Source organism: Streptomyces sp. NPDC048659, from assembly GCF_040650575.1.
Taxonomy (GTDB): Bacteria; Actinomycetota; Actinomycetes; order Streptomycetales; family Streptomycetaceae; genus Streptomyces.
This window is the reverse complement of record NZ_JBEZHM010000035.1, coordinates 1-14135: the sequence shown is the minus strand read 5'-3', so window position 1 is coordinate 14135 and position 14135 is coordinate 1. Positions and strand designations below refer to the sequence as shown.

Sequence of the window (14135 nt, the reverse complement as noted above, 5' to 3'; positions counted from 1 at the left end):
CTAGCGACTCCTACAGGAAGGGGTCGTAGTCGGCGACGGGCGGGAGCTCGCCGGTTCCGCGGCCGATGCGTTCGAGCTCCAGGTTGGAGCGGTGGCGGGCGCAGTGGAACCGGCAGTCCCGGCTCGGGTCGACGATGCCCCGGTCGGAGTTCTCCCAGAGGGTGGCGAGGTCGTCGGTGACGGCGTCGCCGATGCGGGCGAGCGGGTTGCCGCGGTGGTAGGCGCAGACGTACACCCCGGACGGGGTGATGAGGGTGCGCAGTTCGGCGACCCGGCAGCGGTCGTACGCCTTGGGCTGGACGGCTCCGGCGTCGCTGCGCAGCGAGGTGAGCGTGGAGGAGTTGACGAGCTGGAAGCGCTCGCTCTCCAGCCGGGCGGCCTGGGCGAGCTGCGCGTCGACGGAGGCCAGGAGTTCGCCGGGGACCTGCACGATGTGGTGGTCGTCGTCGAACATGGCCTTGGTCTCGAAGTAGTCGCAGCCGATGTCGTGGGCGAGTTCGGCGGCGGTCAGCACCTCGTGGTGGTTGGTGACGGTGCTGCCGTCGGGCTCCTGGCGGGACATGACGAGGAACGAGTAGCCGAGGGCGCCGCGTTTCTCGGCGGCGAGCAGCCGCATGTTCTCGATGACCTTGTCGAAGACGCTGCGGCCCTTGCGGTCGGGCCGGAACCGCCCGTACGTGGCGGCGGTGCCGGCGTCGACGGAGACCCGGACCCAGGAGGCGTACTGAGCGAGTTCGGAGAGGTTCTGGCGGATCATCGTGCCGTTGGTGACGACCCCGACGGCCAGTCCGGCCTCTCCGAGGATGCGTAAGACCCTGCGGGTGCCGCGGTGGGCGAGGGGTTCGCCGCCGCCGATGAGGACGACGGCGCGGACGCCCATGGCGACGATCTCCTCGGCGAGGGCGGCGAGCCGGTCGGGGGTGAAGCGGCCCTGGTTGAGGAGCTTGCCGCTGATGCACTCGGGGCAGGCGAGGTCGCAGAAGGTGGTCGGGTCGAGGTCCACGACGAGCGGGGCGCCGGACGGGGCGCCGGAGGCGGCCTGCAGGACGCGGGGCCAGCCGGCCGGCTGGTACAGCTTGGAGACGAGGTCGAGGCGGTCGTGCGTCACGGGATCCTCCTGAGGACATGGGAAGGGTGCCGCCGGGCGGCCGGACGCCTCCTGCGGTCGGGCTCAGCCCTTGACCGCGCCGACGGCGAGGCCGGAGGCGATCCTGCGCTGGACGGCGAGGAAGAAGACCACGACGGGCAGGGCGGTCAGGGTGGCGCCCGCCATGAGCCCGCCGTAGTCGGTGCCGAAGCCGGTCTGGAAGGACACCAGCCAGATGCTGACGGTCTGCTTCTCCGGCGTGGACAGCAGGACGTAGACGAGGACGTACTCGTTCCACGCCTGCACGAGGGCGAAGACGGAGGTGGCGACGAGGCCGGGGGCGAGCAGCGGCAGGGTGACCCGGCAGAAGGCGCCGAGCCTGCCGCAGCCGTCGACCAGGGCGGCCTCCTCCAGTTCGACGGGGACGGCGACGACGAAGCCGTGCAGCATCCACACCGTGAACGGCAGGGTGAAGACGAGGTAGACGAGGACGACCCCGGTGAGGCTGTCGGTCATCCCGGCGTCGTTGAGGAGCAGGTACACCGGGATGATCAGGGCGGCGAGCGGGATCATCTGGACGGTGAGCAGGACCAGGACGAACGCCTTGCGCCCGGCGAAGCGGAAGCGGGCGAGGGCGTAGGCGGCGAGGACGCCGACGACGAGGGAGACGGCGACGGTGCCGAGTCCGATGACGACGCTGGAGCGCACGTTGGCCCAGAAGGTGTCGCTGGACAGGGCGCGGGCGAAGTTGTCGAGGGTGGGCCGGGTGGGCCAGAACGCGGGGGGCAGGCTGAGGATGTCGGTGGCCGGCCGGAAGGCGGTGAGCACCATCCAGTAGACGGGGAATCCGGTCACGGCGGCGACGAGCAGGCCGAGCAGGTCGTGGCGGAGGGCCGGCCGTCGCCTCACTCGATCTCTCCCGTCCGCAGCATCTGGCGCAGGTAGACGACGGATCCGGCGAGCAGCAGCACGACGGTGACGAGCGCGATGGCGGCGCCGGTGCTGTAGCGGTTGACGGCGAAGGACTCGATGAAGGAGTAGACGCCGAGGAGGTAGTACTCCCGCTCGGGCTGGCCGCCGCGCATCATCCAGATCTGGTTGAAGACGCCGAAGTCCCAGATGGCGGTGAGGGTGGTGACGAGGAGGAAGACGGGTTTGATCACCGGGAGGGTGATGCGCCGCAGGATCTGCAGCGGCCGGGCGCCGTCGAGGACGGCGGACTCCTCCAGCTCGGGCGGGACCTGGGCGAGCGCGGCGCGCAGGGTGATGGCGACGAAGGGCAGCGAGCCCCAGACGACGACGGCGACGATGACGGCGAAACCCTGCCAGGGGTCGGTGAACCAGTTGTGCCGCTCCAGGTCGACGCCGGGCAGCGTGGAGAGGGTCCAGTTCACCACCCCGTAGTCGGCGTCGAAGAGCCAGCGGAAGATCGAGCCGGCCACCATCACGGGCATCGCCCACACGGTGACGAGGACGACGGACATGACGGTGCGCACCCAGGGGCGGACCCGGTGCATGAGCAGCGCGGTGAAGAGTCCGCTGAGCATGGTGAGGACGACGCAGACGGCGGTGAAGAGGACCGTGCGGGCGACGACCGTCCAGAAGAAGCCGTCGCCGAGGATCCGTTCGAACTGGTCGAGCCCGGCCCAGGGCGGCGCGGTGCCGCTGAAGAGCTGCTCGCGGGTCATGTCCTGGAAGGCGAGCGCGACCATGTCGACGAGCGGGTAGCCGAGGACGAGGACGAGCGCGAGGACGGTGGGGCCGATGAGCAGGTACGGCAGGAGGATCGGCGACCTCCGCCGCGCCCGGTCAGCGCTCATTGATCACTTCGTCGATCCGCCGGTCCGCCTCCTTGGCCGCGTCCGCCACGGACGCCTTGCCGGTGGCGATGCGTTCGAGCATCTCGGGGAGCACGTTGGACTTCTCCACCGAGGTCCAGCCGGGGGCGAGCGGGGTGACCCAGCCGCGGGCGGCGGCCTGGGCGGCGGGCCCGTTGATGCCGCCGGCGGCGACGTCGGCGAGCTGCGCGGTGTTGTTGGGCAGCGTGTTGGCCTTGATCAGCGCCTCCTGGGAGCGCCGGTCGGTGAAGAGCTTGATCCAGGCCGTGGCCAGCTCCTTGCGGTCCGATTTGGCGGGGACGGCGAGGGTGGAGCCGCCGAGGAAGGGCGGCAGGACCTGTCCGGAGGGGCCGGGGAAGGCGAAGGTGCCGAACTTCCCCTTCAGCTTGGGGTCGCCGCCGGAGCGGGCGTCGGCGGCGGCCTCCGCCTCCCAGGTGTTGCCGTAGAAGACGCCGACGCGGCCCTGGCCGATGACGGCCGGCTGGTCGCCGTTGTCCTTGGCGCGGTCGCCGACGTAGTACGCGTCGATGAGGCCCTTCCAGGTGGTGAGCCCGGCGACGGAGCGGGGCGAGGACAGCGCGCCCTTCCAGCGGTCGCCGTCCTTGACGGCCATCTCGCCGCCCGCGTCCTTCACGAAGGCCATGGCGGCGGACCAGTACCGGCCGGGCAGGTAGAGGGCGGAGAAGTTCGGGTCCTTCGCGCCGAGGGTGGCCTTCAGCCGGTCGAGCGCGGCGATCAGCTCGGGGTAGCTGCGGGGCGGCCCGGCGACGCCGGCGCGGGTGAAGTAGTCGGTGCGGTAGACGCCGACGCGGGCGCCCGCGTAGTAGGGCACGCAGTAGGTCCGGCCGCCGTCGCGGCAGGCGTCGGCGAGCGCCGGGAGCCAGCGGTCGGACTGCTCGAAGGCGGTCGGTTCGAGCGGGGCGAAGGCGCGGTTGACGATGTAGTTGGTGGTCTCGCTGTTGCCCATCTCCACCACGTCGGGGACGTTGTTCCCGGCGAGGACGGCGTCCAGCTTCTGGTTCTTCGTCGTCCACTGCTGGTACTGGACGGCGACCTCGACGCCCGGGTGGGCCGCGGCGAAGCGCTTGTTGACGTCGTCGACGAGCTCCGGCCAGCTCTCCTTGGCGTCCACGGCGAGCCAGACCGTCAGCTTCCCGCCCTTCCCGGGGTCCGCTCCTCCCGAGCCCGCTCCCCCGGACCCGCATCCGGCGGCGGCCAGGGACAGGAGCAGCGCCAGGACGACGGGCCTGCGGGACATGCGTTTGGCCATGGATTCCTCCGTGCGGGCTTCGGGGACGGTGTCCTGCCTACCCCGCGGACACGGGTGACTCGCGAGGACACGGACATTCGGCCGGAAGAAGCCGCTCGCTGTCCCGCGAACGGAGGGCGACCTTGACGCCCCCGGCACCGCACCCTCAGGTTGGGCCTCTGCGTCACCCACACGACCCCGATCGAAGGGCTTGTACGTGACCGAGCAGACGACGACCGCGTCCGGCGCCACCCCCGACACCTCGGCGCGGCCGGTACGGGTCAACTCCTGGAACGGCTGGGACCCGCTGCGGCATGTGATCGTCGGGCGGGCCGAGGGCACGGTGGTCCAGGCGCCGGAGCACGCGGTGCGCCGGGACTATCCGGACGACGGCTTCCCGCTGGGCACTTTCGGGCCGATGCCCGAGGACATGGTCGCGGAGGCCGACGAGCAGCTGGACGCCTTCGCCGCGATGCTGCGGCGGCGCGGCGTGCGGGTGGACCGCCCGACCCCGGTCGCCTTCGACCGGCCGGTGGGCACGCCCGAGTGGACGCACGACTCGATGTTCGGCTGCATGCCGCCGCGCGACCTGCTGCTGACCGTCGGCAACGAGGTCCTGGAGGCCACGATGTCGTACCGCAGCCGCTGGCACGAGTACCTGTGCTACCGGCCGCTGCTCCAGGACCTGTTCGACTCCGACGAGCGGATGCGCTGGGAGGCGGCGCCGAAGCCTCGGCTCACGGACGCCTCGTACAACGTGGGCTTCTGGGACACGTACAACGAGCTGTCCACCGAGGAGCAGCTGGCCCGGGTGCGGGACTACGACCTGGTGCTGACCGAGGCGGAGCCGCTGTTCGACGCGGCCGACGTGGCGCGCTTCGGCAAGGACCTGTTCGTGCAGCTGTCGTTCGTGACGAACAAGAGCGGCTACCAGTGGCTCAGGCGGCACTTCCCGGACCACCGGGTGCACGCGGTGACCTCGACCAACACGCATCCGCTGCACATCGACGCGACGTGGGTGCCGCTGCGTCCGGGGCTGGTGCTGCACTGCGGGGAGCGGCTGGCGGACGCCGAGCTGATGGAGTTCTTCAAGCTCAACGACTGGGAGATCGTGGAGGCGGTGCAGCCGGCGAGCTGGGACCATCCGCCGAAGCTGTCGTTCTGCAGCCCGTGGCTGGCCGGGAACATGCTGAACCTGGACGAGAACACGCTGTGCGTCGAGGAGAACGAGGTGCGGCTCTCCGAGCAGCTGGCCTCGTACGGCTTCGAGATCGTGCCGGTGCCGTTCCGGGCCGTGGGCCCGTTCGGCGGCGGGCTGCACTGCGCGACGGTGGACATCGAGCGGGACGGCACCCTCCAGGACTACTTCCCGCGCCGGTACGGGCGTTACTGAGGCCGGGCCGTGTCGCGGGAGCCGCGGGTCCGGGCCGTCGTCTTCGACTTCTACGGGACGCTGACGCGGATGGTGGAGCCGCTGCCGCCGGACCACCGGGAGATCTTCGTACGTCACGGGCTCGCCGCCCAGGGCGCCCGCTGGGGCGACCGGTGGGCGGTGGGCCCGGCCGAGGGCGAGGAGCACGCGGCGCACTCGGTGAGCGAGGCGGCGTACACCCGGTGGGAGCGTGCCCGGCTGCGGCGCCGGGCGCGGGGCTGCGGGGTGCCGGAGGCGGCGCTGGACGGCCTGGTCGAGGAGATCGACGCGGCGATGAAGGCGGTCCGGCTGGAGCTCTTCGCGGACGTCACCGGCGTCCTCGGGGAGCTCCGGGCCCGGGGGCTGCTGGTCGGGATCTGCTCCAACTGGTTCTGGAACCTGGAGGAGTGCGTGGCCGCCGCCGGGCTGGCCGGCCTGGTGGACGTGGTGGTCGGCTCGGCCCGGGCGGGGGCGCGCAAGCCGCATCCGCTGATCTACCGGGAGCTGCTGGCCCGGTGCGGGGCGGCCCCGGCGGAGGTGCTGTTCGTCGGCGACATGTGGGCGCCGGACGTGCGCGGTCCGCTGGCGGCCGGGATGCGGGCGGCGCACCTGTGCCGGCCGGACCCGGCGGTGACCGGTCCGGAGCCGCCCCTGCCGGCCGGGGCGGTCCGGATCCGCGGGCTCGGCGAGCTCCTCGGGGGGATCCTCGGGGAGCCGCTCAGGGGGCCGGGGCCCGGTGCCGCAGCCGGTCCAGCAGATTGCGGGTGACCCGGACGACGCCCGGGTCCTCCTCGCGGCCGCAGACCACGGGCCAGTCGGTGGTGCCGGCGGTGAAGACGGTGCCGCCCGCCGTGTACAGGCCCATGGTGGCGGCGCGGGGGCCGGTCAGGTGCGGTTCGCGGGCCGGGCCGTTCCAGTGGCCCCACTTGAAGGCGTGGAAGTCGTCGTGGAACGGCTCCAGGAGGTGGAGGCCGAGGACGAGGAAGCCGTCGGGGGTGCCGTCGGCGCCGGTCGCGCGGGCGGTGCCGTGCTCGTCGAACGCGAGGTCGGTGCCGTCGCACTCGTAGCCGATGAGCGGGGTCCCGGCGCCGAGCCGGTCCGGCGGCCCGCCGTCGGAGCCGTCGCGCAGTCCGGTGCCGGCCCAGATCCAGTGGTCGGCGTGCTGGACGGTGTAGCCGGGGCGGGGCCGGTCGCCGGGCCATTCGGTGCTCGGCCACATTCCGCCGGTGCGGAAACTGACGCCGGTCAGGGAGTTCTCGGGGCGGCCCGCCCCCTCGGGCCGGGGCGGCCACCACTGGTCGGTCGCGGGAAGGTGCGGATAGACGTCTCCGACATGGTGGTCGGTATCGGAGACGAAGGCGGTGTTCCGGTCGGTCGGATGCACCCGCCACCAGCAGGTGTTGGCGCTGAGAAAGGCGATGTTCCCGCCGTCGCGGACGAATGCCTCGGCGTGGTCGCGCATCGCCTCGCTCCAGTATTCGTCGTGCCCGACGCTGAGCAGCAGGTCGTAGGAGGAGAGCAGTTCGGGGTCCTCGTGCAGATCGAGGTCGGTGCAGAATTCGACGGGATAGCCGTGGCGTTCCAGCCAGCCGATGAAAGGGGCGTCCCAGTAGGCGAGGTCGATCACTCCGCCGGGGCGGCGCAGGCTGACCTGGTGGCCGCGCGGGGCGGCGGCCGTGCCGTCGCGGTACACGGGGTGGTCGTAGAGGCTGGCCCCTCGGTCGGCTCCGGGGCGATCGCCGCCGGGCCGGTCGGCGCGGTTGTAGGCGTGCCGGGTGAAGGTGGACTTCTTGTAGAGGATGCGGGAGCGGCTGCCCGCCCGCCGGGGCCTGACCACGAAGAACTCGCGTCCGTGGCCCTCGATCCCGGCGGTGTCGAGGGGCGGCGGCGCGGTGCCGTCGGCCCGGTCCTCGACGAATTCGACGAGGTACATCCCGGGTGTCCACTCCTCGGGGACGCGCAGGGTGTGCGCCGGCCAGTCCCAGTCCTCGGCGGGCGAGGCGCGGCCGGGGACGCCGTCGGGGTGCGCGGGCGGCCGGTGTTCGGCCCCGGGTATCCGCTCCCCGGCGCCGAGGTGGCGTAATTCCTTTCCCAGCCGGTAGAAGCGCGGCCGGAATCCCGGCGCGTCGGTGGAGACATGGAGGGTCAGTTCCCCGCCGGGCCGGACGCTTTCGCTGCCCAGATATCCTTCGATCATCGCGCCAGGCTAGGCACCTCGGGAATTCTGGGCAATGGTGCCGCGAACCGGCCATTCCAGGCCCCCTTTCGGACAGGGCGCGGGGCGGTGGAATCCGCCCGGGAGAAGCCGGGTAGTGCGGAACCACCCGTCACACCCCGCTATCGACACCACAGACAAGGGGCTCGCATGAGCGGTGAATTCCGCGTACGGGAACTGATCCTGGGAATCGAGGGACTGGCACTTCTGCGCCATTCCCTGGACGGCGACGAGAAGTTCCTGAAGGAGCGCGTGGAGGAGATCCGGCGGTTCGTCTCCGGCGACGAGCCGCTGCCCGACGGCGGCGCCGAGGTGAGCGAGCTCGACGCGGCGGCGGGCTACGCCTCCTGGTCGGCGCGGTACGACTCGCTGCCCAGCTCGTACATCGAGGTCGAGGAGCCGGTGCTGCACGGGATCCTCGACGGTCTCCCGCCGGGCACCGCCCTCGACGCCGCCTGCGGCACCGGACGCCAGTCGGCCGCCCTCGCCGCGCGCGGGCACCGGGTGATCGGGGTGGACCAGTCGGACAGGATGCTGGCGAGGGCGCGGGAGCGGGTGCCGGGCGGCACGTTCCGCACCGGGCACCTGGAGGCGCTGCCACTGGACGAGGACTCCGTCGACGTCGCCGTCTGCTCGCTGGCCCTGACCCATCTGCCGGACCTGACGGCGGGCGTGGCGGAGCTGGCCCGGGTGGTCCGGCCGGGCGGCCGGATCCTCGTGTCGGACCTGCACCCGTTCGTCATCGCGCTCCAGGGCCAGTGCGTCTTCGTGGACGGCGAGGACCGGCTGGCCTTCGTCCGCAACCACGTGCACCTGCCGGGCGCCTACCTCGCGGCGTTCGCGGCGGCCGGGCTCCGGGTCCGCGCCTGTCACGAGCCGCTGTTCAACGGGCGGCTGGCGCCCGGCGGGTACGAGGAGTTCATCGCCGACGCGGCCCTGGCCGCCTGGCGGGACCTGCCGATCGTCGTCGTCTGGGACGTCGAGGTCCCCGCGTAGCCCGTCCGCCGGAGAAGGCCCGGAGAAGAGAGGAGTGGCCGGATGGCCCTGGTGGTGGTGACCCACGAGGAGCGCCCCGAGCTGTGGGAGCGGATGCCCGAGCGGTTCGCGGGGGTGGTGCCGGAGTACAACCTGCACGGCGACGTCAACGACACCTACTGGAAACGCCTGTTCGACGAGTTCCCCGCGTACCAGTTCGTGCTCTACGACGAGGAGCGCGAGGAGGTCGCCGGGGCGGGCCGGTCGCTGCCGCGCGGCTGGGACGGCTCCGCCGTGGACCTGGGCCCGGGGCTCGACGACTCCATCGCCCGCGCGTTCGCGGACCGCGCGGCGGGCCGGGCGCCGGGCGCGCTGTGCGCCCTGGGCATCGAGGTGGCGGAGGACTACCAGCGCCGCGGCCTGTCCTCAGTGCTGCTGGGCGCGATGCGCACGGTGGCGCGGCGGGCCGGGCTGCCGACGGTCCTGGTGCCGGTGCGGCCCACCTGGAAGGACCGCTACCCGCTGGTGCCGATCGGCCGGTACGCGACCTGGACCCGGGAGGACGGCAGCCCGCTCGACCCGTGGATCCGCACCCAGGTCGCGGCGGGCGGCACGGTCGCCGGCACCTCGGAGCGCTCCTCGCGGATCACCGGGACGGTCGCCGAGTGGGAGGGCTGGACGGGCCTCGCCTTCCCCGAGGACGGCTCGTACGTCTTCCCGGGCGGGCTGTCGCCGCTGGTGGTGGAGCACTCGCGGGACCTCGGCTCGTACTGGGAGCCGGGGGTCTGGATCACCCACCCGGTCACGCCGGAGGAAGCAGCTCCGCCGCGCTGACGGCGGTCCCCGCGAAGGCGGCCATGAGCCGCACCTCGTCCGGACCGGCCTCGGGGCGCCGCTCCGGGGGCAGTCCGGCGGGGCCCGCGGTGGCGACCGCGGCCTCCCGCATCCGGGCGAGGGCGTCCGCCGGGACGCCGCCGGGGGCGCCGCCGAGCCGGCGGGCGGCCCCGGCGGCCTGCCGGCCGAGCAGCAGGCAGTGGATCCACAGCTCCTCGGCGAAGGCCCGCCCGAAGCGGTGCGCGACCTCGTCCGCGAGCTCCTTCGGCATCGCGTCCGCGACCGCGCCGCGCACGTCCTCTGCGCCGATCCCGGTGTGCGGCAGGGCCTCGCGCCACGGGTGGTGGCCGCGGCCCCCGTCCGGCGCCCGCTCCTGCCCGACGAGCCGCACATACCCCTCCCCGTAGCGCATGTACGGGATCCAGCCCGGCTCCTCCAGGACCGGGCCGTGCTCCAGGACGGGCCCGGCGTCGGCCGCGTCCAGGGGGCAGACGGCGAGCCGGATGCCCTGGGCGGCGTGGCCGTTGATGCTGCTGGTGCCGATGTGCTCGACCACGTTGGGCACGGCGATCAGGCTCATCGGGCCGCGGGCGCGGAAGAAGACGGAGAGCAGTTCGTCGTCGTGCCGCTCGGCGCTGCCCTCGGCGAATCGCCGGAACTCCGCGGCCGTCGCGACGGGCAGGCAGACGGCGAGGGACGGCGTGAACTCGTCGGGCACCGCCCGCACCCAGCCCGCCCCGGCGAGCGCGGCGAGCCGGGCCGCGCCGCCGTTGCGGGCGTGCCAGTTGGTGTAGAAGACGAGGGCCTCGGCGGGGAAGCGCCCGGCGGCGCGCCCGACGAGCGCCGTCAGCTCCTCGGGGGCGGACACGTCGTCCTGCACCACCAGGTGGTGGCTCGCCCCGGGGGCCGCCGCGGCCCAGGCGACCAGGGCCGTGCGCAGCGCCGAGGGCGGGCCGTCGGGCGCGGGGTCGAGCGCGAGCCCGTCCAGCCGGAGCCGGCCGGCCAGCTCACGGGCCTGCTCCAGGCGTACGGGATGGGTCATGACCACCGAACTCAGGCGCACCGTCGGCACCGCCGCTCTCCCTCCGCCGTGCTTCCGCCGTACACCGGTCGCGCTTCCGCCGTACTTCCGCCGTACTTCCGTCGCGCTTCCGCCGTACTCCAGGGAATCCGCGGTCATCGTGGCAGAAGCCGCGCCCGGGCGGGGCGCCCGGTGCCGACGTTGGCCGGTTCCGGCCCGCCCCGGACGGGCCGGGTCAGCGCCGGTGCCGGTTGCCCCAGCGGTCCCGCGCCAGCGGCTCGCCCTCCGCCCGGTGCCGGGCCCCGGTGCCGGACGGCCCGCCGGGGCGGGCCGCGCCGCCCCGGCGGCGGCGGGCCCAGGCGGCGCCCGCCCAGCACCAGCCCAGCGCGAGCAGGGCGTCCGCCCACAGGGCCACCGCCAGCGGCGGCCGTCCGCCGCCGTGCACGGCCGCCACCACACCGGCCGTCAGGACCGCCCCGGCCCCGCCCGCCACCAGCCACCCGGCTCTGCCCACCGCGCCTCCCTCGACCCGCCCCCGTGCTTCCAGCAGTCAACGGGACGGGCGGGGCCGGTGTGACGGCCTGTTCCGGACAGGCCGGCCGCCGTCCGCCCCAGCCACACGGCCTCCGGCGCCCGACTGGGGCGATAATTCAGCTAGTGACCGGAATGTCCTGTTCGGACAGGCGGGAGGTGGGCGTGGACAGCAGACCGACGGGTCCGCCCGGCGGTCCGGCGGACGGGCGGGTGCGCACGGCCCTGACCCTGTCCCGCGGGATGCCCCTGGCGCTCATCGTCTGCGGTGTGGTCTTCCAGCTGATCACACCCGCCCAGCTCACCGGCAGCCCGTTCTTCGTGGCCGCCCCGCTCACGGCCGCCCCGCTCTACTCCTGGATCGGGACCCTCGCGTTCGGCGCCTCGGGCCTCGCCACCGCCGCGCTGCTCCATCTGGTCGCCGGGTCGGTGTGGGAGTCCGCCGCCGCCCTGGACCTGCTGACCGAGCTCGCCACCATCGCCTTCGCCACCGCCATGGCCGCGCTCCTCAACCAGGTCGTGCACCGCAGCCAGGAACAGCTCGCCGCGGCGCGCGGGGTGGCGGAGGCCGCCCAGCGCGCGGTGCTGCCGACGCCCCCGGAGCGGATCGACGGACTGCGGCTCGCCAGCCATTACGAGGCCGCCGAGCGGGACACGCTGATCGGCGGCGACCTGTACGCGGCGCGGGCGACGCCGTACGGGGTGCGGCTCGTCATCGGGGACGTACGGGGCAAGGGGCTCGGCGCGATCGAGACGGTCTCCGTCATCCTGGGTGCCTTCTGGGAGGCGGCCGACCGCGCCGGCACGCTGACCGGGCTGGCCAGCGGCCTGGAGCGCGCGCTGGCCAGGGAGGCGGCGGGGCGCAGCGCCTTCGCGGACGCCGAGGGCTTCGCGACCTGCGTGCTGGTCGAGGTCCCGGCCGGTGCCGCCGTGCTGCGGACCCTGAACCTGGGCCATCCGCCGCCGCTGCTGCTCCTGCCGGACGGCGCCGTGGACACCCTCGCGCCCCGGTCCTTCAGCGTGCCGCTGGGCCTCTCGGACCTGGCGCCCGAGCCTCCGGAGCCGGACGAGTGGGAGTTCCCCGCCGGGGCGACCCTGCTGCTGTACACGGACGGGCTGTGCGAGGCGCGGGACGAGAACGGCGCCTTCTACGACCCGGCGGCCCGGCTGGACGGCCAGGTCTTCTCCTCTCCCGCGCGGCTGCTCGGCACCCTGGTCGGCGACGTCAAGCAGTTCACGGACGGGCAGGCGACGGACGACATGGCGCTCCTCGCCGCCCACCGGCCGCGCGGGCGGGCGCCGAGGTAGCCGGGGGCGTCCGGTGTCACAGCGCACCGCCGAGCCGGTCGGCGGTGTTCTGCTCCGGGCTCGCGAGCGTGGCCAGCACCGGGCAGTCGACGACCGCGCAGACATGGCAGCCCAGGGACCGCGGCGTGTGGCGCCGCCCGCTGCCGGTACGGCCGCGGAACGTCCCGTCGCCGGACCGGCCGGTGTATTCGAGCAGCAGCAGCGCGGAGTCGTCTTGGTCACGGGCCGTGTGCTCGCGCACGTCCGTCCGCAGCCGCTTCAGCGCCTCGGCCGCGCGTCCGCCGCACAGCAGCCCGGACCGGCGCTCCAGCGGATAGAACGCGTCCGACTCGTCCCGCGCCTCGGTCAGCCCGTCGGTGACCAGGAGCAGCCGGTCCCCCGGGTGGAGGAGGCAGCGATGGCGGCCCGGCACGGCGTCCGCGAGCGCGGCCAGGCCCAGCGGGAGCCCGGGGCACTCCGGGTCGGCCCAGTGGACGGAGCCCCCGGCCCGGACGACGAGCGGGCTGGGGTGACCGTAGTTGAGCACGGTCAGCTCTCCCCCGTCGGTCAGTTCGGCGAGGACCAGCGTGGCGAAACGTTCCTCGTCCGGCCTGCGGTGCAGGGCGCAGGACATGCGCACCCCGACGTCGGCGAGGCACTCCTCGGACGCCGCGCTCTCGCGGAAGGCACCGAGCAGGGCGGCGCCCAGGCCGACCGCGCCGAGCCCCTTGCCCTGGATGTCGCCCATCACGACCCGTACGCCGCCGCTGATCGGCACGACCTCGTGGAAGTCGCCGCCGACCACCGCGCCCGTCGCGGCCGACTCGTACGAGGAGGCGATGCGGACCGGACCCTCGACGGGCGGCAGGGGTGGGGCGATCGCCCGCTGGGCGGCCGTCGCGACGTCCCGGGCCGTCGCGAGCCGCCGCTCCTGGCGGACCCGTCGCCGGGCCGCGAGCGTCGAGAACACGGTGACGCAGCCGATCCCGAGCAAGGACGCGGCACCCCGGCGGGAGCCGAGCAGGTCGTCGTCATAGGCGAGGAGCACCCCGAGCAGCAGTGCCACGAGGCCGGTCCCGACGACGGCGCTCGGAACGGCCCGCGCCGCGGCCATGGCCGGTCCGGCGGCGTACAGCGGCAGCAGGACGGCCGCCTCGCCGAGGACGACGTCGAGCAGGGCCGTCGCGAGCAGCAGGCTCAGGCCCCTGGAGTCCGCCAGGGCGGACAGGGACGGTCGGGGGTTCACGCGGGTGCGGGACATCGGTCAGCGCTCCGTCGCTGTGGGGCCGACGCCGGCGGTCTCGGCGTTGCGGCGGGTCTTCGCCCAGCCGGTACGGCCACGAAGGAGCCGGACGAAGCCGCGGGCGGAGACGATGAACAGGTGGTAGGCGTACAGCCACTGCGCCAGGCCCCACAGCACCCCGGTCAGGCGGGAGCGCTCGGGGGCGAACTCGCGGCGGTAGACCGGGCCCCACAGGACGAAGGGCACGATCGACAGCAGGGCGAGGGTGAGCGCGATCGGCCAGAAGGCGATCAGCGCGGCCCCGGCGACGACGAACGCGCCGGCCATGATCGCGGTCAGGACCAGGGTGGCGAGGTGGGCGATGGGCTGGAAGAAGGTGTAGAGGGATTCGAGGACTCCGGATGCCTTGTAGTGGCGGGAGCCGATGATGCGGCCGGTGTAGCG

General features: G+C 73.8%; 13 protein-coding genes and 1 pseudogene. 5 read left to right on the top strand and 9 right to left on the bottom strand.

Going from position 1 to position 14135, the window contains the following annotated elements:
- Positions 1 to 10: 10 nt before the first annotated feature.
- The 4 genes from AB0C99_RS24725 to AB0C99_RS24710 form a co-directional block, all read right to left on the bottom strand.
- A complete protein-coding gene (locus tag AB0C99_RS24725) occupies positions 11 to 1108 on the bottom strand; it encodes a radical SAM protein (protein WP_362478875.1) in 1098 nt (365 codons plus the stop codon).
- Positions 1109 to 1171: 63 nt separating this feature from the next.
- Positions 1172 to 1996: a carbohydrate ABC transporter permease gene (locus AB0C99_RS24720; protein ID WP_362478873.1), complete on the bottom strand. Its 825-nt coding sequence runs from the start codon at positions 1994 to 1996 to the stop codon at positions 1172 to 1174.
- On the bottom strand, positions 1993 to 2907 hold the full coding sequence (locus AB0C99_RS24715; RefSeq protein ID WP_362478870.1) for a sugar ABC transporter permease: 915 nt from the start codon (positions 2905 to 2907) through the stop codon (positions 1993 to 1995). Before AB0C99_RS24715 ends, AB0C99_RS24720 begins: the two co-directional genes overlap by 4 nt.
- The gene (locus AB0C99_RS24710) at positions 2897 to 4195 is read right to left on the bottom strand and encodes an extracellular solute-binding protein (RefSeq protein WP_362478868.1); all 1299 of its coding nucleotides are present in this window, start codon (positions 4193 to 4195) and stop codon (positions 2897 to 2899) included. Before AB0C99_RS24710 ends, AB0C99_RS24715 begins: the two co-directional genes overlap by 11 nt.
- A 196-nt stretch (positions 4196 to 4391) precedes the next feature.
- On the opposite strand from AB0C99_RS24710, the gene AB0C99_RS24705 reads away from it, so the two are divergent.
- Positions 4392 to 5567, top strand: coding sequence for a serine/threonine protein kinase (locus tag AB0C99_RS24705; RefSeq protein WP_362478867.1), 1176 nt, complete (start codon positions 4392 to 4394; stop codon positions 5565 to 5567).
- Between the two features lie 9 nt (positions 5568 to 5576).
- Complete coding sequence (locus AB0C99_RS24700; RefSeq protein ID WP_362478865.1) at positions 5577 to 6353, top strand: HAD family hydrolase; 777 nt, start codon at positions 5577 to 5579, stop codon at positions 6351 to 6353.
- Here the strand turns inward: AB0C99_RS24700 and AB0C99_RS24695 are convergent.
- On the bottom strand, positions 6304 to 7782 hold the full coding sequence (locus AB0C99_RS24695) for a N,N-dimethylformamidase beta subunit family domain-containing protein (RefSeq protein ID WP_362478863.1): 1479 nt from the start codon (positions 7780 to 7782) through the stop codon (positions 6304 to 6306). The genes AB0C99_RS24700 and AB0C99_RS24695 overlap by 50 nt on opposite strands.
- Positions 7783 to 7950: 168 nt before the next feature.
- On the opposite strand from AB0C99_RS24695, the gene AB0C99_RS24690 reads away from it, so the two are divergent.
- Together AB0C99_RS24690 and AB0C99_RS24685 are read left to right on the top strand one after the other, a co-directional pair.
- Positions 7951 to 8796 (top strand): class I SAM-dependent methyltransferase, encoded by an 846-nt coding sequence (locus tag AB0C99_RS24690; RefSeq protein WP_362478861.1) that lies wholly within the window; start codon positions 7951 to 7953, stop codon positions 8794 to 8796.
- Between the two features lie 42 nt (positions 8797 to 8838).
- Positions 8839 to 9609: a GNAT family N-acetyltransferase gene (locus AB0C99_RS24685; RefSeq protein ID WP_362478859.1), complete on the top strand. Its 771-nt coding sequence runs from the start codon at positions 8839 to 8841 to the stop codon at positions 9607 to 9609.
- Here AB0C99_RS24685 and AB0C99_RS24680 read toward each other — a convergent pair.
- Positions 9578 to 10681 carry a hypothetical protein gene (locus tag AB0C99_RS24680; protein WP_362478856.1) on the bottom strand — a complete coding sequence of 368 codons (1104 nt, stop codon included), beginning with the start codon at positions 10679 to 10681 and terminating at the stop codon, positions 9578 to 9580. The two genes, AB0C99_RS24685 and AB0C99_RS24680, sit on opposite strands and share 32 nt — an antisense overlap.
- A 184-nt stretch (positions 10682 to 10865) precedes the next feature.
- Complete coding sequence (locus AB0C99_RS24675) at positions 10866 to 11144, bottom strand: hypothetical protein (protein WP_362478854.1); 279 nt, start codon at positions 11142 to 11144, stop codon at positions 10866 to 10868.
- 182 nt (positions 11145 to 11326) lie between these two features.
- Between AB0C99_RS24675 and AB0C99_RS24670 the strand changes: the two genes are divergently transcribed.
- Positions 11327 to 12469 (top strand): PP2C family protein-serine/threonine phosphatase, encoded by a 1143-nt coding sequence (locus AB0C99_RS24670; protein WP_362478851.1) that lies wholly within the window; start codon positions 11327 to 11329, stop codon positions 12467 to 12469.
- Between the two features lie 16 nt (positions 12470 to 12485).
- Here the strand turns inward: AB0C99_RS24670 and AB0C99_RS24665 are convergent, their stop codons facing one another.
- Complete coding sequence (locus AB0C99_RS24665; protein WP_362478848.1) at positions 12486 to 13709, bottom strand: PP2C family protein-serine/threonine phosphatase; 1224 nt, start codon at positions 13707 to 13709, stop codon at positions 12486 to 12488.
- Between the two features lie 3 nt (positions 13710 to 13712).
- Positions 13713 to 14135, bottom strand: a pseudogene (locus tag AB0C99_RS24660) (glycosyl transferase); the annotation flags it as partial.

What these genes read in the sequence shown, in the direction of transcription:
- AB0C99_RS24715 (WP_362478870.1), bottom strand. Translation starts at nt 2,907, where the DNA reads ATGAGCGCTGACCGGGCGCGGCGGAGGTCGCCGATCCTCCTGCCGTAC.
- AB0C99_RS24710 (WP_362478868.1), bottom strand. Translation starts at nt 4,195, where the DNA reads ATGGCCAAACGCATGTCCCGCAGGCCCGTCGTCCTGGCGCTGCTCCTG.
- AB0C99_RS24695 (WP_362478863.1), bottom strand. Translation starts at nt 7,782, where the DNA reads ATGATCGAAGGATATCTGGGCAGCGAAAGCGTCCGGCCCGGCGGGGAA.
- AB0C99_RS24690 (WP_362478861.1), top strand. Translation starts at nt 7,951, where the DNA reads ATGAGCGGTGAATTCCGCGTACGGGAACTGATCCTGGGAATCGAGGGA.
- AB0C99_RS24685 (WP_362478859.1), top strand. Translation starts at nt 8,839, where the DNA reads ATGGCCCTGGTGGTGGTGACCCACGAGGAGCGCCCCGAGCTGTGGGAG.
- AB0C99_RS24665 (WP_362478848.1), bottom strand. Translation starts at nt 13,709, where the DNA reads ATGTCCCGCACCCGCGTGAACCCCCGACCGTCCCTGTCCGCCCTGGCG.